Consider the following 18348-nt stretch of genomic DNA (forward strand, 5'->3'; position numbering starts at 1 on the left):
ACCTGCGGCTTTGCGGGTTAGCCGCATTCGGGGCAACGTCCGACGTGGCCGCTGAGCGCCCGGGCCATCCGGGCTTTGGTCGACTTGGCCTGCGTCGCGCTGGACCTCGCCGCCGCAGTGCCGGCATGCAGTTCGGAGTGGGCGTGCAGGTAGCCGATCTCCCGCTCGTACTCGTGGCGGAGGCTGGCGAACTGCTGGCAGGTCTTCATCGGGTGGTACTCCTGGTCGGTGCGTTGTCGGCCTCGGTCCGCAGTTGCTGAAGGACGAGGCTGATGCGGTCGTTTCGGACGCCCTTGAGGTCTTCGCGGCGCAGGATCTCCCTCAGCTGGACCCGGGTGACGCGCTCGTTGCCGTCCCGTGAGAGCAGGGCCGGTACGTGAGGGCGTACCTGCTGGACGAGCTGGTCCACGGACTGCCCCGGTTCCCGCGGCGGGCGCTGCTTCCTCGGGCTGCGCGGCCGGCCGCCGCGCTTTGCCCTGCCCTTGGCCTTCGTGGGGGACTGCCGGCGTGCCGGCACCTTGTGTCCCCGGTCCCCGGTGGTGTCGGTCCCCGTGTTGGGGGTGTTCGGTCCCCGGTCCCCGGTGGTGTCGGTCCCCGTGTTGGGGGTGTTCGGTCCCCGGTCCCCGGTGGTGTCGGTCCCCGACTCGTGGCCGTCCGGTCCCCGGTCCAGTCGGGTCCTCTGAGCAGGCACTTCGGCTTCGGTGAGGCCGGTCCCCGCGCACCCTGCGAGCGGCTGCGAGGGCTCTGGTCCGACCGCCTCGGTCCCGTCGGTCCGGTCCCCGGTGGTGTCGGTCCCCGCCTCGGTCCCCTCGGCCTGGTCCCCGGTGGTGTCGGTCCCCGTGTCACGGTCCCCGAACCCCGCTCCGCGGTCCCCGAGAGACTGCGGGACCGTGTCGGGACCGTCCATGGGCGACGCGGTGTTTCGGCCAGTCGGTGCGGGGACCGTCACCGTCGTCGTCCCGGCGGGGTGCGGGGACCAGGGGGAGGGCAGGGGGACCGTGACGAGCGTGAGCGCGTGCCGGCGGGCGGCGAGCTGGCCGAGCAGCTTGTCGCGCTGGGCGGAGTCCGTACCGACCGCGGCCCGGCCGATGGCCTTCGACAGCCGACGTGTGAGCCGGCGTCCGCGTCGGTTCTGCTGCTGTTCGGGGGTGCGTTCGGCGAGGCGGGCGGCGAGCGAGACGACGCGGTCGGTGGCCCGGTCGCGGGTGATCTGCGCGGCGTCGCGATCCCGGACGGCGATCCCCAGGCGGGACAGCAGCCGCTCGCGCGCCTCACGGCCGAGCGTGGCGATCAGACCGTGGGACGCGGCGCCGGGGGTGCGCAGGCGCAGTTCGATGCCCATGGCGAGGTGCCACAGCATCGCCGCCATGACCGGCCCGACGAAGGCGCGGACGGTGCCGCCGACGGGGCCGCTCTCGGCGTAGGCGGGGATGACCTGCACTGTCGTGATGGCCCACACCAGGATGCCCGGCAGGCCGGGCGCGCCCTGGGTCGCCAGGTTCTGCCGTGCCATGAGGGCGGTGGCGAAGAGGGCGAGTTCGGCGGCGGCGAACATGCCGATGCGCTCGGCGGTGCCGGCCATGTCGAGGTAGTCGGCGGCGAACCGCCAGCTGGTGTCCGCGCTGTAGGCGGTGCAGCCGAGCGCGGCGAGCGCGGCGACCTTGACCGCCGCACCGCCGAGACGTTTCTGCGGGTGCGTCCGCCGGTGGCGGAGTGCCCAGGCGGTCAGCGCCATCGCCACGGCCGTGACGGGGACACCGATGGCCAGGAGGAAGGCGACGTCGGGGACGCTGCCGAGAGACACGGCGATGGGGCGGGTCATGCTGCCTTTCCGAGAGGGGTGCGGGCCGGGTCGGGCTTCGCGAGCGTCGACACCGGCTGCTGGGGTTCGGGCGTGGAGGACGTGGGCCGGCCGGCTCTTTGCGTGGCCTTCTTCTTGGTCTTCTTGTTTTGCTTGTACGGGTTCGGCGGCACGCCGAGGGTGTTGTCGCGGTCGAAGACCTTGTTGGCGGCCTGCCGCAGCAGGTCACGGGCGTGCTTGTGGCTGATCTGCAGGGCGGCGGCGAGCCGGTCGGGCCGCCAGCCGCGCACGTAGGCGTGGTCGACGACGGCCTGCCGCTCGGGCTCGGTGAGATGCACGTCGCGTCCGTTGAAGAAGGCGATCACCCGGCTGTAGTCGAGGCGCTGGGGCAGGCCGCCGTGCAGGGGACGTCGCTCGGCTTCGGTGAGGCCGCCCCAGACGCCCTCCTTGAGGACGTTCTCCAGGGCGAAGTTAAGGCAGTCGCGTCGTACCGGGCACCAGCCGCACAGCTCCTTCGCCTCCGCGATCTCCTCGTGGTCCCGGGGCCCGGGGAAGAACACCGCGTCGGCGTCCTCGACGTCCATGCCGTGGCACGCACCGCGGGTGTGCCAGTCGGTGTCGCCGATGCCGCGCAGGCCGGTGGCCGGCGTGGCGTGGGTGGTGATGTGGCGCAAGGGGGGTCTCCGATGTCCTGCCGCGTCGGCCGGTCGGGGCCGGTGTTCGGGGGGACGCGACGTCGGGTGTCGGCTGCGGCGCGAGGGCGGGCGCCGCAGCCGGTGCGGGACGGTGGTGGGGTGGCGGGTGCACCGGACGGGGTGCACCGGCCTTGCACGCCGGTCAGGCCATCGCGGGCTGCTGGACCTGCCCGGTCTGCCGGGCGGCGGCGAGATCGAGGCGGCCGGGGTGCGGCGTCGCGCGCGGGGCGGTTGCGCGCACCCCGTCGTCGGGGCCGATCCTGCGGCGGCGGCACGGCTCGCCGGGTTGGGCCTGGCACCACTCGCAGCGGACGCCGAGCGCGTCGGGCAGTCCCTGTGCGACGGCTGCCTCGCGTGCTGCCCGGGCGGGCCGGTAGGGGGCGAGGGCTGCTCGGGCGGCGGGCGGTATGCAGGAGCCGATCTGGTCCAGCCGAGCCTGCAGCCTCGGGTCGATCCCGTGCCGGCCGCTCGTGATGGCCCGGGCCTGCGCGGGCTGGGTGCTGCCGGAGGCGACGGCGCGGCGGGTGCCGGCCAGCTCCGCGGTCCAGGCCCTTTGGTCGTCGGGGTCGACGGACGGAGTCGGGTCGCAGTGCCGGGAGAGGCGGTCGCGCCGGTAGCTCGCCCACGGGCGGCCGATGTCCGCGGGCAGGATCTGGTACGGCGAGATGCCGATGTGCCGGCGGGCGGCGACGCGGGCGTCCCAGCCGTGCGCGGTGGCCAGCGGCACGTCGCCGAGCAGCTCGTGCCACTGGGCGAGCTGGTCGCGGGCCTCGCCCTGATCGGTGCGGATGGTGCGGGGGTCGAGGCGGCCGATGTAGGCCAGCAGGGCGGCGGTTTCGCGGCGGTCCACGCTCAGCCCTCCGTTCCGGTCGGCTCGTCGAGGGCGGCGAGAAGGGCGGCGGTGTGGGCCTCGGCCCGCGTCATGCCCCCCGGGACGGCGGTGTTCTTGCCGGGCACGGCGTAGAGGTTCGGGCGGCTGGGGGCGTGTTCTCGGGCGACCCAGGAGCGCCAGTCGGCAGCCCACGCTTCCGTCGGCCTCGGCTTGAGGGCGGCCCGGTGGGCACGCCACTTCGCGTCGGCGGCCTGCAGGCCATGCTCGCCGAGGCGGTCGAGGTGTCCCTGTCGGCGGGCCCAGGTGTGGGTGGCTGGGTCGACCTGCCACTCGGCAGCCGAGGTGACGGCGGCACCACCACTACTGCTGTACTTCCGGTTCAAATCAGGTTCACTACGGTTCTGTGTGCCGGTTTCCGGTACATCGCTGTGCCGGTTTCCGGTACGTCGAGGTGCCGGTTTCCGCCGGGACCTGCCGGTTTCCGGTACTGCCGGTTCCCGGACCCTCGCGGGGGATTCCGGCACCTCACGCGGGCGGATTCCGCACCGCCGCAGGGCTGAGATCCTCAGCACCGGGGTGGCCTTGTGCTCCTCCGCCTGCCCTTGGCTGGCGTCCTCGTCCTCCGCAGTCTCTGCCATGGCCTTGGCGGCGAGGGGGAGGCGGTAGACCGTGCTGCGCTGGGGGCCGGTGAGATCGTCGAGCTGCTCCAGCTCACCGGCACCGACCAGGCGGTCGATGGCCTCGCGCACCGTGGAGACCGAGGCACGCGTGCGCTTGGCGAGGCTCGACAGCGAGGCCCAGGAGACGCACTGCTCGTCCGCCACCCGGTCGGCGATCGACAGCAGGACCAGACGCGCGGTTCCCCGGCTGGAGCTGTGCTCCCACACCCACTCGCGGGCATCGCTGCTCATCGGCCGCTCCCGGTCACGGTGCAGGGCTGGCCGCTCGGCGGGGCCGGGATGGTGCGCTCCGGCTCGGGGCACGATGACGCCGAGGCGGGGGTGGCTGCCGCGCAGGCCAGGCGGAAGGGCCTTTTGCGCAGGGCAGGAGGCATGCGAGAATCCCCTTTGCAGTGTTGCCACGCTGAAGCGCCCTTCGGAAGGACTCAGCGTGGTGATGGTGGGCAATCTCCGCCCTTGCCGGGGCGGGTATGCCGCTTAGCGTTCGGCGTCCGTGAGTTACCGCTCTCGGACGCCGTCGCTCGTTGTGGACCTTCGAGGTCCGGTCCGTGCTCGTGGTCTCCTCACGTCCGTCGTGGCGGGCAGGCTGCCCGGGGACGAGAAACATACGCACGGACCCGTGTCAAGATCCAGACTTGGTTCTTAAACTCTGTACTAGTTGCAGAGTGTGACCATTCGGCCTGCTGTCGAAGTCGCCTGCGCGACGGGATGCAGCCCGCCGCCTCCCGGCATAGAGGGCCGCCGTTGCCGCGGTTGCCCTGAATGTCGAGAGCGCATCATTGTGTCCGAATTGGAGCGGGTGTCTGCTGTCTCTCGCTGCGGAAATGCGATGTGGATGAGGTGTTTCCACTGTCGCCACCGCACTTTCCAGTCGAAGATCAAATCTCTGCATGCCAGAGGTGACGTATGCCGTTGGGTGAATGTGGCTCGCGCCACGTCGCCCGGTGCGCTCCTGCCGGTAGAAACGGACAGGCCGACCTAAAAAGGCGGTGCGCGCCACACGGAAAACGTGCTGATGGGGAAGAACTTTCCATACGGAGGATCTTGCCGTCAACTGGTGTTTATGGCGGGGTAGGGTGCTTGAAGTGACCACGAAGTCCACCCAGGAAAGGATCATGGAAGAGTCGACCCGAGGCCAGGTGAACCCTAAGGGGCTCATGGATCGCCTAAACCGCCTGTTCGACACGGTGCACCCGCCCGATCGCGGCCCCTTCAGCAACGCTGAAGTGGCCGAGATGATGGAGAATCGAGGGCTGGGCAAGCTGTCGGCGCAGTACCTGTGGCTCTTGCGGACCGGGCAGCGTGATAACCCGACGAAGCGTCATCTCGAAGCGCTCGCAGGGTTCTTCGGCGTGGACCCCGCTTACTGGTTCGATGATGCGGTCGCCGAAAAGACAGTGCAGGAACTTGAGTTGCTCGTACTGCTTCGCGACGCAAAGATCAAAAACGTTCTTCTTCGCCTATCCGATGTCTCATCGGACGGAATGGATGCCGTCCTGGGAATCGTCGAGAGCGTAAGAGAATCCGAGGGGTTGCCGCCCTCAACTAGCGCGTAAACGGCCAGAGTTCAGTACATGATCAAGGAAACTTAATGTGGTCTACACGCAGGGTGCGCCGGCCTGACCTCTTGGCCGAGCTGGAGCTCCCGCACGTCACCAACATCCGCGACCTCAGCGACGAGATATCTCGCCGCACGGGAAGAACGGTGGTCCTAACGCCCCGGGAACAGGCGCCCTCGGTGTGCGGGGCGTGCGCCGTCACGGAGAGTGCCGTCCACGTGTTCTACGACCCGCGGACCAGCTCCCTGCACCAGGACCACATCATCGCCCACGAGTTCAGCCACCTCCTGCTGGGCCATCACGAGAGCCGGCCGGTGTCCGCGCTGGCTCCGTCCTTCATCACCAGCGTGGACCCGGCCACCGTGCAGATGATGCTGGGCCGCACCAAGTACGACGAAGACGAGGAGCGGGACACCGAACTCCTCGCGTCGCTGCTCCAGCGCCGCATCATCGACCGGTGGCGGCGCAGCGACGAATCCTCCGGGGACGAGGTCCAGGACCGCGTCACGCACACGCTGCTGCGCCGACGGGAGGCCCGGCCGTGAAGGATCTGCTCCACCCGATCAGCCTCGTCGTCGCGACGCTCGGCTTCCTCTGCCTGCTGCGGGACGTGCCCACCCGGCGCCGGGACCCCGCCTCCACCGCGATGGCCGCCGTCTTCCTGCTGTCAGGGCTGTCGTTCCTGTTCTCCCTCACGCCGGTGTGGAACTACCTCGACCGCGTGCTCGGCACTGTCAACATCTCCGTGCCCCTCGCGCAGGGCTGCGTGGTCGCGCTGCTGGCCTGCCAGCAGGTGGTCCTCACCTACTGGGGATCCCCGCCCGAGGTCGCCCGCCGGCGCAGTCGCCGCTGGCTCTGGGCCGGCTCCGCCGTGATCGCCGGGCTGCTGGTGCTGTTCGCCCTGCTGACGCCCAGCGCGCCGCGACCGATCGACTTCACGCTGTACTACGCGCACGACGACTGGTACGCCGCCTACCTCACCCTGTATGTCACGGCCTACACCCTCGGAGAGCTGTTCCTCGCCCGCGCTTGCTGGCGCCTTGCCCGCTGCAGCGCCCGTGGGTCCGTCCGCCTCGGCCTGCGCATCGTCGCCGTCGGCGCGACCGTCACCCTCGGATACAGCGCCGTCCGCATCGGCAACGTCATCGCCGGCGCCTTCAACACGTCCCTCGCAGAATGGGAAGACTTCGCCTGGACCTGCGGCGATGTCGGAGCCATGCTCACGCTCATCGGCTGGCTCGTGCCCACCATCAGAGAGCAGGCACAGAGCGTCCAGCACCGGATCAAGCAGTACCGCAGCTACTACGGCCTGCGCCCCCTGTGGCTGGCGTTCTACAGCGAAGCGCCCGAGATCGAGCTGCCGATCGACCGAGTCGACCCGGCCCAGAGGCGCCGCTTCCGCAGCATCTCGATCCGGCTCTACCGCCGCACGGTCGAAATACGGGACGGCCGCTTTGTGATCCGCCAATACCTCGACGCCGCAGTCCGCGAGGCCAGCGAAACCCATCACCGGGCCCGAGGGCTTCACGGCCAAGAACTGTCCGCAGCCGTCACTGCCGACCAGATCCTCGCCGGAATCGCTGCCCGAGCCGAAGGCACCCGCCCGGCCCCCGACCGGCTCACCGAGTTCGCGGACTCCGAACGCCAGACCAGCCGGCCCATGGACGACATCGGCGCTCTCCTCGACGTCGCTCGCCACCTGCCCCGCCAGCCCGCGCGAGCGCCCCACCTTGAGCGAGTCTCCGCATGACGACCGACCTCACCCACCAGCCCGCCCACGTCCAGCTCCAGACCCTCGACCGCCGCGAGATCTCCAGCCGCGAACTGCTCGACCTCCACCTCGCCCGGATAGACGCCAGCCACATCAACGCCGTCGTCACCCGAGACGACAGCGCGGCCCGAGCCGCCGCGCACGCGGCCGACGAACGCCGCGCCCGCAACGAGAGCAACGGGGCCCTCGACGGCCTTCCCCTCACCATCAAGGACAGCTTCGAGACGGCCGGCCTGCGCACCACCAGCGGCGCCGAAGACCTCGCCGATCACGTACCCGCACTCGACGCCGTCGCCGTCGCCCGGCTCCGCCACCAGGGCGCCGTCATCATGGGCAAGACCAACACCCCGGCGTACTGCCAGGACCTGCACACCGACAACGCCCTGTTCGGCCCCACACTCAACCCGCACGACCCCAAGCGCACCACCGGCGGCTCCTCCGGCGGCCCCGCCGCAGCAGTCGCCGCCCACCTGACCCCCGCTGACCTCGGCAGCGACCTCGCCGGCTCCCTGCGACTCCCCGCTCACTACTGCGGCGTCTACGGCCTGCGCCCCACGCACGGACTCATTCCGGCCCGCGGCCACATCCCCCGCCCACCGGGGTGGATCACCAGCAGCGACATGGTCACCCCAGGCCCCCTGGCCCGCCACCCCCGCGACCTCGACCTGCTCCTCACCGCGCTGACCACACCTTCGCCCGACGAAGACAACCCCTGGAGCGTCACCCTGCCCACGGCGCGGCGCACGGCAGGCCAGCTCCGCGTGGCGGTATGGGCCGACGAACCGAGCTGCCCCGTCGACCGCGACACCGCCAACGCCCTCGCCACCGTCGAACGGACACTGGCCTCCGCCGGCGCGAGCATCCGCCGCGCCGCGGGACCGGTCGGCTTCACTGACTCTCTCCGCCTCTTCGAGCAGCTCCTCCACGCCACCACGACGGCCGCCACCGACGACGAGGCCGGCGCGGCCGAACTCGCGGCGGCCCGTGACCTGCACACGGAAGACGCGAGCCCACGGGCCGCCGTCCTCCGACACCGAACGCAGACACACCGCACCTGGCTCCGCGCCAACGAGGAGCGCCTCCGGCTCCGGGAGACGTGGCACCACTTCTTCGCCCACGCTCAGCACGACGTCCTCATCACCCCCGCCGCTCCCACAGCGGCGATCCCGGCCGGCGCACGCTCTCTCACGGTCGACGGAGCAGAGCGGAGCTTCTTCGACCAGACCGGCTGGGCCAACCTCACCAGCCACGTCGGCCTGCCCAGTCTCGTCGTGCCCGTCGCGCGAAGCGCGGACGGCCTCCCGATCGGCGTTCAGCTCGTGGGGCCGGCGTACTCGGACCGGATCCTGCTCGCAACGGCTGAGCACTTGGCGTCGCTGCTCGGAGAGATGCACGAGGGAGTCATCCTTTGACGCCGTTTCCCAGCGGTACGCGGATAGGCCCACGCATCGCACGCTGGCCAACGGCCCACGGGGCGGTCGCCGAAAGCGAATGCGGGTACGGCAGGCGCCGTGCTCTGGCGGCATGAGTCCGTGGGAATGCGCTTCTGGCTGCCGGGGCGGCGGTAGTGGCGGTCTGCCCGTCGCGTGGTTCACCAGGCCCATGAAGATCAATGGTGCACAGCTGCGGGTGCGAGCAGTGCTCGTTGACGTGCACCACCGACGCGATTGCGTCGGCACCGGTGAACCGGCGGTCAGGCGGACAGGTGCTTGCCGAAGAAGTCGGCGAGCTTGGCGACGGCCGGGGTGACGTACTTGTCCTGGTCGTACAGGTCGACGTGGGTGGCACCGTCGATGACGAAGAACTCCTTCGGGTCGCCCGCCTTTGCGATGGCCTCACGGCTGACGTGGGCGGTGTCCGCCTCCGAGCCGGCGATCATCAGCAGCGGCCGCGGGGAGATCGCGTCGATCATGGCGTACGAGTCGTACACCGCCATCTGGTCCACGCTGCGCATCACCCACTGATTCGTGGAGCGCGGGTGCCGGCCGCGAGAGGTGCGGTAGTAGTCGAAGCACTCCTGGTACAGCACAGGCACCGACGCCTCCACGGCGTCCGGCAGTGCGCTCGCCAGGACCGCCGGCTTGCCTAGTGCTTCCTCGGTGCGCAGCGCCCCGGCCTTCTCGACCATGCCGCGGAAGGCGCTCCCGTCGTCCGTGTGCCCCACGCCGTCACGCAACAGGCTCGTGACGTCCACGGCGCTGACGGTGGCGACCGCCTTGATGCGGTGTTCGCTCTGCGCGGCGAAGGGGACGTAGCCGCCGGAGGCGCAGACGCCCAGGGCACCGATGCGCTCGGCGTCGACGTCGTCGCGGGTGCTCAGATAGGAGACGGCCGCCTTGACGTCCTCGGCCCGCTGGAAGGGGTTCTCCAGGCCGCGCGGCTCGCCCTCGCTCTCACCTCCGTACGCGGCGTCGAAGGCCAGGGCGACGAAGCCCTGCTCGGCCAGCCGCTGGGCGTACAGGCCGGCGGTCTGCTCCTTTACCCCGGTGAAGGGGTGGCCGACGACCACGGCGGGCAGGCGGCCACCGTCGTGACCGTCGGGGGTGTAGAGGTGCCCGGCGAGGTTCAGCCCGTTGCTGGGGAAGGTGACGTTCGTCTTCATTTTCTTCGGCTCCTTCTTTCGTGAGAGGGATGAGTGGCGCCCACGGTCGGATCCGTGCGCCCCGACCGGCGGGTTACTGCCGGATGCCGGGTCTCAGAGGTACTTCGTGAAGAACGGCGTCAGGCGGGCCGTCACCTGCTCGACGTACTCGGGGACGTCGTAGAGGGAGACGTGTCCGGCGCCGTCGATGACAGCCAGCTCCTTGGGGCTGTTCACCCGCGGCAGTAGCTGCTCGGCCTGCCACAGGGAGCCCGCCCTGCTGCCGGCGACCATGAGCAACGGCCGGGTGAGCAGCGTCTCGACCTGGTGGAACGCGTCGAAGGCATAGACGTTCGCGACGCTGGTGAACAGCATGCAGTTGTCGGCGTTCGGGTGCTGGGCGCGCGGCGTGCGGTAGTAGTCGTGGGCCTCGGCCATGTCGGGCATGGTGGTCTCGTCCACCGTCTCGGGCACGTACGGCACCACGGTGGCGTCGGCGCCCCCGGCCTCGGCCGCCCGCTGCTGCGCCACCGCGTCCAGGGTCGCGAGCTGCGTGGCCACAGGCTCGGAGCCGTCCCAGCCCAGGCGGTAGGCGGCGCCGATGTCGATCGGGCTGACGGTGCCGACGGCCTTGATACGGCGGTCCGTCATCGTGGCGTTGACGGCGTAGCCCGCACCTGCGCAGATGCCCAGCACACCGACACGGTCGGCGTCGACGTAGCCGAGCGTGGACAGGTGGTCCACGGCGGCCCGCACGTCCTCGACGCGGGAGGCGGGGTCTTCGAGGTGACGGGGCTCGCCGCCGCTGGCACCCTGGTGGGAGGCGTCGAAGGCGAGAGTGACGAAGCCCGCGCGGGCGAGCTGCTCGGCGTAGAGACCGGACGTCTGCTCCTTGACGCCGCCGCCGGGGTGGACGGAGACGACCGCCGGGTACGACCGGTCCTCGGAGAAGCCGTCCGGGAGGTAGAGGTTCCCGGCCATGGGGATACCGGCGTTGTCGAAGGTGACGTTCTGCACGGTGGTGTCCTTTGCTGATCTGTTCGGGAGAGGGGCCGCAGAGCCGGTGCGAAGCCGTTCACTGGGCGAGTCGGCAACCATGCAACCGCCGTATCGCCGAACGAGGGAGTCACCGCCGAAAGGTGTAATGGCAGGGCACCCCACCAGGCTCCGCGGCTGCCTAGCCTGGAGGGCATGGACCACCGCAGTGAGATCCGCGAGTTCCTGACCTCCCGCCGGGCCAGGATCACCCCCGACCAGGTGGGGCTGCCCAGCTACGGCGCCCGCCGGGTGCCCGGCCTGCGCCGCGCCGAGGCCGCGCAACTCGCCGGGGTCAGCCCCGAGTACTACGCACGCCTGGAGCGGGGGAACCTCGCCGGGGTGTCCGACACCGTCCTGGACGCCCTCGCCCGCGCCCTACATCTGGACGACGCGGAGCGGTCTCACCTCTACGACCTGGCCCGTGCCGCCGGAACAAGCCCGCGCCGGCGCCGCAAACCGGCGGCTCCGAAGGGTGTGCGCCCCAACGTCCAGCGCCTCCTCGACACGATGACCGACACCCCGGCGGCCGTCATCAACGGCCGCACGGACGTCCTGGCGAGCAACGCACTCGGTCGGGCCCTGTTCGCACCGCTGCACGACATCACGACGCAGCCTCCCAACCACGCCCGGTTCGTCTACCTCGATGCCCGCTCACGCGACTTCTGGGAGGACTGGGACCACGCCGCGGACGACGCCGTGGCCCTGCTCCACGCCCACGCCGGCCGGAACCCCTTCGACCAGGACCTGACCGCCCTGATCGGCGAACTGTCCACCCGCAGTACGGACTTCCGCACCCGCTGGGCCCGCCACGACGTACGCCGCCACACCACCGGCTTCAAACACCTCCACCACCCCGCCATCGGCACCCTCCACCTCACCTTCGAGGCGATGGCCCTCGTCGCCGACGAGGACCTGACACTCCTCGCCTTCGGCGCCGAACCCGGCACCGCCTCCGAGGACGGCCTGCGCCTGCTCGCGACCTGGGCGGCCACCCACCATCAGCAGTCGGCGGTCCCGACCGTCGACGAAATTTGAGCGATCCGCCTGGACCCTTCCAGCAGACGGCGTTCCTGCCGGGCTGTGCCCGTACCGCCCGCACGCAGACAAGGACGCCTCGCCGGCTTCAAGAGGACTCCCGCGAGCGCCGACCTGCGTCTTCGTGATCGTGCTCCGAGCCCCTCGCGGAACTCTCGCGATCGGTCGTCCACGAGGGTGAGGTGATCTCGGTGGCGGCCCAGCTGGCGAGGAGCCGTAGGGCGTTGTACTCGGGGGTGCCGGGAGCGGCGCTGTAGGCGGTGAGGGTGAGGCCGGGCTGCGCAGGCAGTTCCATCGCGTCGAAGTCGAGGGTGAGGACGCCGATGGCGGGGTGGTGGAAGGACTTGCGGCCGGTGTGGTGCAGGCGCACGTTGTGCTTGGCCCAGGCGGTGCGGAACTCCGGCTTCATGGCCCGTCGCAAGTATCGGCCCCGTCATCAATCTGCCTATGTTGCACTCAAGTTGACGCTCGCTCGCTCCAGCTCCCGGCCCCGTCTCCATCCGCCCCCGACCGGCGAATGCCGGATCACCCGGCGCAGCCGTCCGAATAGAGGGGAACGGCCTGCGGCATCGGAAGGCTTCATCGGCATGCCTCGGCTACCCGTTCGACGACGTCACCGCAGTTTCACGGGCTGTCAGAGTCACGGTGCGCAGTCCGGGGGGAGAAGACCGCCGCCGCTGCTGTGAGGCGCAGCGTCTCCAGCGTGTCGATCTGGCCCCGCGCCCGGTCCAGCAGACCTTGCAGCTGAGATTCATCCAGACGGGGCTTCCCCGCGGCCACGACGAGCAGCGTGCGCCAGATCAAGGTCTTCCCCTCGACTCCCAGCCGCAGGGTCTCAAGCTCGATCAACGTGCTCAGCCCGGAGCGCCGGTACAGGACGCCGTTTGGCTTCAGGCGCCCCAGCCTCTCGGCCGCCCAACCCCCGTAGACCTTGTAGCGGCGTGCGGGGACGCCGAGCGAGTCCATGATTTCGAGCAGGATCTGCCGGTCCTGGGCGATCTCGTCCGAGATGCGCTGCAGGTCGGCGCTGCGCGCCGAGTGGCGGTGCTGGTGAGCGATGCGCTGCGCGAGTCCGATACCGAAGGTGGCACCGTCCAAGTGGTCATTCAGGTAGATCCCGAGCTTGTCGCGATGCATCCTGGGCCGCCCCTTTCTCGACTGTCCTCGGCGATCTCCTCGACAGTGCGACCGCGCACACAGGCGGGCTGTGAGCACCGGCGTCGGAATTCCCCTCACCGCGACAGCAAACCGCGAGAGAACGGATCCGACGTGGCGAAATGCCGGGAACGGACCCGAACGGCTCAGGGTCCCAGGCGCTGGAGCGCATTCGGAATTCTCGGCGTCGGCCCGGCAGTACCTGTTCCGAGTCCGCTCAGCAGCTACGGCGGATGTTGCTGGGATCATCGCGTCCTCGTCCACGGCACACGCCGAGACCGACCAGCACACCTGTGTCCTTGAGCCTGAGCAGGATCGGATTTCCCGGGTCCTGCTCCTTCTCCCAGACCGCGCGCAGGCACCCTCGCAGGGCGCCGACCCAGTTGATGCCGATCACGAGCAGCAACGCGCCCGCAATGAGTCCGACGGATCCGGCGTGCGTGACGAGGCCGTTCAGTGATGGACGCACGCCAGGCGGCCGGGGTCATGCGGGTGCGCGGTGCTAGCCGGCAGCGACGGTGACGTGCCGAGTGAGGGTGATCCTGCGGGGGTGCCGTGAAGGAGCTGCTGGGTGAGGTGGCCGCTGAGGGATGCGTGGCGTCGAGGCCGGTGTCCGGCGGCCAGGTGATGGCGCCGCCGGCGGCGATCCGGTCGAGCGTGAGCCCGCCGAGGACGGATTGTCCGGCTTCTTCGGCGACGGCGATCATCTTGGGCGGTGGTTGGTCGATGGATCCTCCAACGCTCGGCTAGCGCGTCTGGGCCGACACGGAAGTCCACGGGCTGGTTTCCCACCATGAGCGGATGGGGGCGGCTCCGCTGCCCTTGGCAAGTGATCCGTCCGGGCGGCGGTCGGGCAGTCCCAGGAGCTGCTGTTCGATCGGGGTGAGAGCGGGGTCTTTCCGGAGTTCGGTGGCGGGGCCGTCAACAGGGTGGAGCCAGCGGTATCCGTACTGGAGCATCAGGGCGATGCGGGGGCGGCCGGAGAGGTTGATGCCTCCGGTGTGCCAGGTCCGGTTCTCGAAGAGGACTGCGTCGGTTCCGGTGATGTCGGGGGTGATGGCGCCGGGTGGGTCGATGGTTCCGGTGGGGACGACGGGTTCTTCGGTGAGGCGGTGGCTGCCGGGGAGGAACATGGTCAGCCCGCAGTCGGGGGTGACGGGGGTGAGGTAGTGGGCGGCCTTGATGGCCATGCGGGGGGTGTGGGGGAAGCCGAGGTCGGCGGTGACGCCGTACATGTCGCGGTGCCAGCCGTGGCGCTCGGGGATGCGGATGGTGCGGGGCGGGCCGCTGGGCAGGGCGATGAGATGGGCCGACAGCACGTGGATGTTCGGGCTGAGGAGTTGGACGACGGTGGGCAGGACGGCGGGGTTGGCGAGGAGGGGGAGGAAGGTGCGGTCGAGGTTGAGGCATTCGCGGAAGCCGTCTTTGCCGTCGCCTCCTCGGTCGCGGCCCTGGGTGATATTGCTGGCCAGGAGCTTCTCGGAGGCGGTCAGGAGCTGGTCGCGCAGTTCCGGGGTGATCGCGTTGTGGATGACCGCGTACCCGTCGCGTTCGAAGGCGTCGATGGTGCCGGCGTGGAGGGCGATGGGTGGGAGCGGGGTGCTCATGCCGGTATCTCCTTCGGGGCGTCGGTGAGGGTGGTGGCGAGGTGCCACAGGCCGGCGTTGTCGAGGCCGCAGAGCCGGCGAAGGCCCTCCTGGGAGACGGGGCGGCCGGGGTCGCGGTAGCCGAGGACGGTGAGCCGGGGGCCGGGGTGGCGGCGGCCGAGGAGGGCATGGATGTCGGCCGGGTGTCCGCTGGTGGCCAGGACGAGCGGCGCTCGGGTGCCGAAGTGGCGGGCGAACGCGTCCGGGGCGAGGGCGAGGGGGTGGGCGCCTTCTTCGGCGAGAGCGGTGAGGTCGTGGACGTGGACGTACCGCAGGCGCAGGTCTGGGTGTGCGGCGCGTAGCCGCTGGGCGAGGGCAGTGAGAGCCTCGGCGGGCAGGTCGCCGGCGGAGGCGAGGATCAGGTCGGGCTCGTCGGCGCCGGGATGGGTCAGGTGGGGCCAGATCGCGATGCCGTTCCGCAGCTCCTCATCGAGGGTCTCCAGCGGGTGGTGGGCGGCCGTGTGCTTGTCGGCGACGACGAGCGTGCACCGGTCGAGCTTGCGCAGGGCGAAGGTGAGCGCGGCGGCGGTGCGCGCGGGGTCGGCCGGGGTGAGTACATGCAGCGTGGGATCGCCACCGGCCAGGAGCGCCGAGGTGAGGCTGGGGTTTTGATGGGTGAGGGTGTTGTGCCAGCCCAGGCTGGTCAGGAGGTAGACCAGGCTCGGCAGCGGGGCGAGCCCGGCATGCCGGCGCACGGCACGGTGCTTGAGCTGCTGCTGGACGAGGCTGAGCGTGATCGGTGCGAACGCCTCGTAGGTGGCGACGAGGGCGTGCCGGCCGGTCTCCGTGTAGCCCTGGGCCCAGGCGTGGCACAGCTCCTCACTGAGCACTTCCACCGCCCACGGCACCGGGCGCCCGTGCTCGTCGGTGAGGTCGAGGCGGTTGGAGGCCAGCTCGTCAGGGCTGAACACGCGGAACGGGCCCCGCTCCGCGAAGCCCCGCAGGACCTCGGGGACCACCTGCGTGAACGGGCGGCCGACGGCGTGACCGGCGACCTGGGCGGACGCGGCGACGCAGCCGCGCGGCGCCGGGAGAGCGTCGGGCTCGGGCCGGGGAAGAGGGAGCGCGGGCAGCAAGTGCGGCCGGGGCCGGCCGATGGAGGTCAGGAGCTGCGTGGGCTGGTAGGAGGCCAGCCAGTCGGCGAGCGCGTCGAACTCGGCGGGCACACCGGCCGGATCGCGCAGCGGCGTCTTGTGGACCGCCGGGGTGCCGGCGAGGTGAGCGGGTGCGCCGTGGCCCTTGTCCAGGGTGAGCACCAGGACGCTCGACGGTCCCGGAACGCCCAGGGGCTGGGCGGCGCCGAGCGCTTCGGCCACCGCCTGGCGCAGCCGGCCGAAGTCGCGGCCGTCGCTGTAGACGGGCCGGTGGCCAAGGCCGGTGAAGTACGCGGTGAGTTCGGCGCGGCTCATGGTGGACAGCACGCTCGGCCCGCCCATGCGCATCCCGTTGAGCAGGACGACGGGAAGGACGGTGCCGTGCTCGCCCGTACCGTGCAGTGCGCGGGTGGCGAGCCAGGAGGCGGCGGTCGTCCCGGTCTCGCACTCCCCGTCGCCGATCAGGACCACGGACAGCCGGTGGGGCGCGTCGAGGACGGTGCCCTGCCCGATCGCGAGGGCGGGGCCGAGCTGGCCTCCGGTGTGCAGGTGGCCGGGGATCATCGGGGTGATCTCCCCGCCGATGTCGGCCCGGGGGAAGCCCGCGACGAGTTCGCGCAGCCCTTCCGCGTCCTGGCGCAGGTCGGGGTGGGCGTGGCCGAGTCGGCCGGTGAGGTAGGCGTGGGCGAGGGCGGAGGGCCCGGCGTGCCCGGCGCCGTGCAGGACGTGCAGCTCGTAGCCGTCGGGTGTGGCGGTCTGGAGCGGGCCCAGGGCGGCGAGCATCTGGTTGACGGGCGGGCACACCCCCCAGTGGCCGGCCGGTCGCGTCTTGACGTCGGCCGGGGTCAGGGGCCGGGCTAGGAGCGGGTTGTCGCGCAGGTAGAGCTGGGCGAGACAGAGGTAGTCGAGGGCGTCGGTGACGGCGGCCACCGATGCGTCGGGCACCAGGCGGTTCGTTCGGCGGGCGAGGTCAGCCCACATCCGGTCCTCCTGTCCGGGCGAGAGCGGCTTCGATGGCGCGGGGGTGGACGGTGCCTTCCCGGTGCAGGCGGGCTGCGGCGCCCGCGGGGCAGTCGACGATGGTCATGTGCCGGCCGTGCGGGCAGATCCCGCCGTCGACGACCGCGGCGACACCGGCTCCCGTGGTCCGGTCGAATGCGACGACCTGGTCGGCCGTTAGCGCCGGGTGGTCCTCGTCGCCGGCGGCGGGGGTGGAGATGCCGCACACGGCGGCGGCCAGCGGCTCGCCGACCAGGGCGACCAGCTGACCCAGGACCCCGTCGGGGCATCCGACGAGCGCTGGGGAGCCGACCGCCGTGACGGGCTCCACGCCCGGTCTCCACGGAAGACGCAGCGCGAGGTCCCCCGGCCACAGGCCGCCGGTCAGCAGGCGGGCGTCGTCGCTCAGGTCGAACAGGGCGTCGGCCGTGGCCGGGGAGTCGAGCAGGAACAGCAGCGGCTTGGTGCCGGGGCGCCGCTTGGTGCGGAAGACCGCGCTCGTCGCGGCGGGGTCGGCGGCGCGGGCACACAGCATGTACCAGCGGGGCGTGGGCACAGCGACCATCTGTCCGGCGGCCAGGAGCCGGGCCGCGTCGGGGAGCTGGGCGGGGGTGAGGACGTCCACGGCGCTCTCCCCTTTCACGCGGTTCCGGGGCGGGCGAGGGCGGCGAGCGTCGGGTACTCCAGCCACGGGTCCGACAGAGCGCGGAGGGCGAGGCCGGGGTGCTGGGCGTGGCTGACGCGGAAGTACGCCATCACCCTGGGCGTGCTGCTGGTGTTGATGCCGACCCGGTGCGGGACGAGGTGGTGCATGACGATCACGTCGCCGGGCTCGGCGGTGAGGGCGGTGCCGTCTTGGGCGGCGATGTCGTCGGGGGTCTGGGCCGGCTGCCCCAGGACCCAGTCCGTGGCGAAGTAGCTGGCCATCCGGTGGTGCCCGCCGGGCACGTAGTGCAGAGCGCCGGCGTCCGCGGTGGCGCTGCCGTCCAGGACGACGCCGACGATGAAGGTGAACGTGCGCAGGTCGCGGGGCTCCAGGTGCGGGCAGGAGACGCCGTCGACGTGCATCGCCTTCACCGGCTGCTGCTCGGCGTGCGGCAGCCGGATCTGGATCTGTGCCTGGGTGATCGGGGCGGTCGTCGCGGGCCGCAGCAGATCGTCGGCCAGCTCCGCCAGGCCGCTTCGCTGGTAGAGGGCGACGACATCAGGGTGTTCTTCCAGCTCGGGAGCGAAGCTGCGTTCGGTGTAGGCGATGAGCCGCGCGGGGTCGTACTGCTCGTTCAGCCAGCCGCCGACGAGGTCGCGGGCCCGGGACAGCACGGCGCCTTGGACCAGGCCACGGCGTATGAGCACGCCGTCGTCGACGAACCGGCGCTGCTCGTCGTCGCTCCACGTCACGGATCGGGGCATGGTGGATCTCCTTCCGGAAGGACACAGGGCCGGGGCGGGAAGGGGGCCGCCC

General features: G+C 71.1%; 18 protein-coding genes and 1 pseudogene. 5 read left to right on the plus strand and 14 right to left on the minus strand.

Features of this window, described 5'->3' with window-relative positions; genetic code table 11:
- Positions 1 to 17: 17 nt before the first annotated feature.
- From ACWCPF_RS13890 to ACWCPF_RS13910, 5 genes are all read right to left on the minus strand, one after another.
- Positions 18 to 209 (minus strand): hypothetical protein, encoded by a 192-nt coding sequence (locus ACWCPF_RS13890; protein ID WP_451045227.1) that lies wholly within the window; start codon positions 207 to 209, stop codon positions 18 to 20.
- On the minus strand, positions 206 to 1822 hold the full coding sequence (locus ACWCPF_RS13895; protein WP_451045228.1) for a hypothetical protein: 1617 nt from the start codon (positions 1820 to 1822) through the stop codon (positions 206 to 208). Before ACWCPF_RS13895 ends, ACWCPF_RS13890 begins: the two co-directional genes overlap by 4 nt.
- A complete protein-coding gene (locus ACWCPF_RS13900) occupies positions 1819 to 2475 on the minus strand; it encodes a WhiB family transcriptional regulator (protein WP_451045229.1) in 657 nt (218 codons plus the stop codon). The genes ACWCPF_RS13895 and ACWCPF_RS13900 overlap by 4 nt, the downstream gene beginning before the upstream one ends.
- A gap of 163 nt (positions 2476 to 2638) precedes the next feature.
- Positions 2639 to 3346 (minus strand): zinc finger domain-containing protein, encoded by a 708-nt coding sequence (locus tag ACWCPF_RS13905; protein WP_451045230.1) that lies wholly within the window; start codon positions 3344 to 3346, stop codon positions 2639 to 2641.
- A 2-nt stretch (positions 3347 to 3348) separates the two neighbouring features.
- Complete coding sequence (locus ACWCPF_RS13910; RefSeq protein ID WP_451045231.1) at positions 3349 to 4239, minus strand: helix-turn-helix domain-containing protein; 891 nt, start codon at positions 4237 to 4239, stop codon at positions 3349 to 3351.
- Between the two features lie 854 nt (positions 4240 to 5093).
- Between ACWCPF_RS13910 and ACWCPF_RS13915 the strand changes: the two genes are divergently transcribed.
- The 4 genes from ACWCPF_RS13915 to ACWCPF_RS13930 all read left to right on the plus strand — a co-directional run bounded on the left by ACWCPF_RS13915 (position 5094) and on the right by ACWCPF_RS13930 (position 8750).
- A complete protein-coding gene (locus tag ACWCPF_RS13915; protein WP_451045232.1) occupies positions 5094 to 5564 on the plus strand; it encodes a helix-turn-helix domain-containing protein in 471 nt (156 codons plus the stop codon).
- Between the two features lie 71 nt (positions 5565 to 5635).
- Positions 5636 to 6112 (plus strand): ParH-like protein, encoded by a 477-nt coding sequence (locus tag ACWCPF_RS13920; protein WP_451045233.1) that lies wholly within the window; start codon positions 5636 to 5638, stop codon positions 6110 to 6112.
- Positions 6109 to 7317, plus strand: coding sequence for an MAB_1171c family putative transporter (locus ACWCPF_RS13925; RefSeq protein WP_451045234.1), 1209 nt, complete (start codon positions 6109 to 6111; stop codon positions 7315 to 7317). The genes ACWCPF_RS13920 and ACWCPF_RS13925 overlap by 4 nt, the downstream gene beginning before the upstream one ends.
- The gene (locus ACWCPF_RS13930; protein ID WP_451045235.1) at positions 7314 to 8750 is read left to right on the plus strand and encodes an amidase family protein; all 1437 of its coding nucleotides are present in this window, start codon (positions 7314 to 7316) and stop codon (positions 8748 to 8750) included. Before ACWCPF_RS13925 ends, ACWCPF_RS13930 begins: the two co-directional genes overlap by 4 nt.
- Before the next feature lie 281 nt (positions 8751 to 9031).
- Here ACWCPF_RS13930 and ACWCPF_RS13935 read toward each other — a convergent pair whose 3' ends face one another.
- Together ACWCPF_RS13935 and ACWCPF_RS13940 are read right to left on the minus strand one after the other, a co-directional pair.
- Positions 9032 to 9940 (minus strand): alpha/beta hydrolase, encoded by a 909-nt coding sequence (locus tag ACWCPF_RS13935; protein WP_451045236.1) that lies wholly within the window; start codon positions 9938 to 9940, stop codon positions 9032 to 9034.
- Between the two features lie 93 nt (positions 9941 to 10033).
- Entirely contained in the window at positions 10034 to 10936 is a 903-nt protein-coding gene (locus ACWCPF_RS13940) for an alpha/beta hydrolase (protein WP_451045237.1), read from the minus strand.
- A gap of 174 nt (positions 10937 to 11110) precedes the next feature.
- On the opposite strand from ACWCPF_RS13940, the gene ACWCPF_RS13945 reads away from it, so the two are divergent.
- Positions 11111 to 11992 (plus strand): helix-turn-helix transcriptional regulator, encoded by an 882-nt coding sequence (locus ACWCPF_RS13945; protein ID WP_451045238.1) that lies wholly within the window; start codon positions 11111 to 11113, stop codon positions 11990 to 11992.
- 88 nt (positions 11993 to 12080) lie between these two features.
- Here the strand turns inward: ACWCPF_RS13945 and ACWCPF_RS13950 are convergent.
- From ACWCPF_RS13950 to ACWCPF_RS13980, 7 genes and pseudogenes are all read right to left on the minus strand, one after another.
- Positions 12081 to 12392 (minus strand): annotated as a pseudogene (locus ACWCPF_RS13950) (MmyB family transcriptional regulator); the annotation flags it as partial.
- A 224-nt stretch (positions 12393 to 12616) separates the two neighbouring features.
- Entirely contained in the window at positions 12617 to 13129 is a 513-nt protein-coding gene (locus tag ACWCPF_RS13955; RefSeq protein ID WP_451045239.1) for a hypothetical protein, read from the minus strand.
- 235 nt (positions 13130 to 13364) lie between these two features.
- Positions 13365 to 13616: a hypothetical protein gene (locus ACWCPF_RS13960; RefSeq protein WP_451045240.1), complete on the minus strand. Its 252-nt coding sequence runs from the start codon at positions 13614 to 13616 to the stop codon at positions 13365 to 13367.
- Between the two features lie 277 nt (positions 13617 to 13893).
- Positions 13894 to 14754: a phytanoyl-CoA dioxygenase family protein gene (locus ACWCPF_RS13965; protein WP_451045241.1), complete on the minus strand. Its 861-nt coding sequence runs from the start codon at positions 14752 to 14754 to the stop codon at positions 13894 to 13896.
- A complete protein-coding gene (locus tag ACWCPF_RS13970) occupies positions 14751 to 16868 on the minus strand; it encodes a phosphoketolase family protein (protein ID WP_451045242.1) in 2118 nt (705 codons plus the stop codon). Before ACWCPF_RS13970 ends, ACWCPF_RS13965 begins: the two co-directional genes overlap by 4 nt.
- Positions 16858 to 17511: an L-threonylcarbamoyladenylate synthase gene (locus ACWCPF_RS13975; protein ID WP_451045243.1), complete on the minus strand. Its 654-nt coding sequence runs from the start codon at positions 17509 to 17511 to the stop codon at positions 16858 to 16860. Before ACWCPF_RS13975 ends, ACWCPF_RS13970 begins: the two co-directional genes overlap by 11 nt.
- A gap of 14 nt (positions 17512 to 17525) precedes the next feature.
- A complete protein-coding gene (locus ACWCPF_RS13980; protein ID WP_451045244.1) occupies positions 17526 to 18296 on the minus strand; it encodes a phytanoyl-CoA dioxygenase family protein in 771 nt (256 codons plus the stop codon).
- Positions 18297 to 18348 lie beyond the last annotated feature (52 nt).

This window comes from Streptomyces sp. NPDC001858 (assembly GCF_053594615.1).

What these genes read in the sequence shown, in the direction of transcription:
- ACWCPF_RS13890 (WP_451045227.1), bottom strand. Translation starts at nt 209, where the DNA reads ATGAAGACCTGCCAGCAGTTCGCCAGCCTCCGCCACGAGTACGAGCGG.
- ACWCPF_RS13895 (WP_451045228.1), bottom strand. Translation starts at nt 1,822, where the DNA reads ATGACCCGCCCCATCGCCGTGTCTCTCGGCAGCGTCCCCGACGTCGCC.
- ACWCPF_RS13910 (WP_451045231.1), bottom strand. Translation starts at nt 4,239, where the DNA reads ATGAGCAGCGATGCCCGCGAGTGGGTGTGGGAGCACAGCTCCAGCCGG.
- ACWCPF_RS13930 (WP_451045235.1), top strand. Translation starts at nt 7,314, where the DNA reads ATGACGACCGACCTCACCCACCAGCCCGCCCACGTCCAGCTCCAGACC.
- ACWCPF_RS13935 (WP_451045236.1), bottom strand. Translation starts at nt 9,940, where the DNA reads ATGAAGACGAACGTCACCTTCCCCAGCAACGGGCTGAACCTCGCCGGG.
- ACWCPF_RS13945 (WP_451045238.1), top strand. Translation starts at nt 11,111, where the DNA reads ATGGACCACCGCAGTGAGATCCGCGAGTTCCTGACCTCCCGCCGGGCC.
- ACWCPF_RS13955 (WP_451045239.1), bottom strand. Translation starts at nt 13,129, where the DNA reads ATGCATCGCGACAAGCTCGGGATCTACCTGAATGACCACTTGGACGGT.
- ACWCPF_RS13965 (WP_451045241.1), bottom strand. Translation starts at nt 14,754, where the DNA reads ATGAGCACCCCGCTCCCACCCATCGCCCTCCACGCCGGCACCATCGAC.
- ACWCPF_RS13970 (WP_451045242.1), bottom strand. Translation starts at nt 16,868, where the DNA reads ATGTGGGCTGACCTCGCCCGCCGAACGAACCGCCTGGTGCCCGACGCA.
- ACWCPF_RS13980 (WP_451045244.1), bottom strand. Translation starts at nt 18,296, where the DNA reads ATGCCCCGATCCGTGACGTGGAGCGACGACGAGCAGCGCCGGTTCGTC.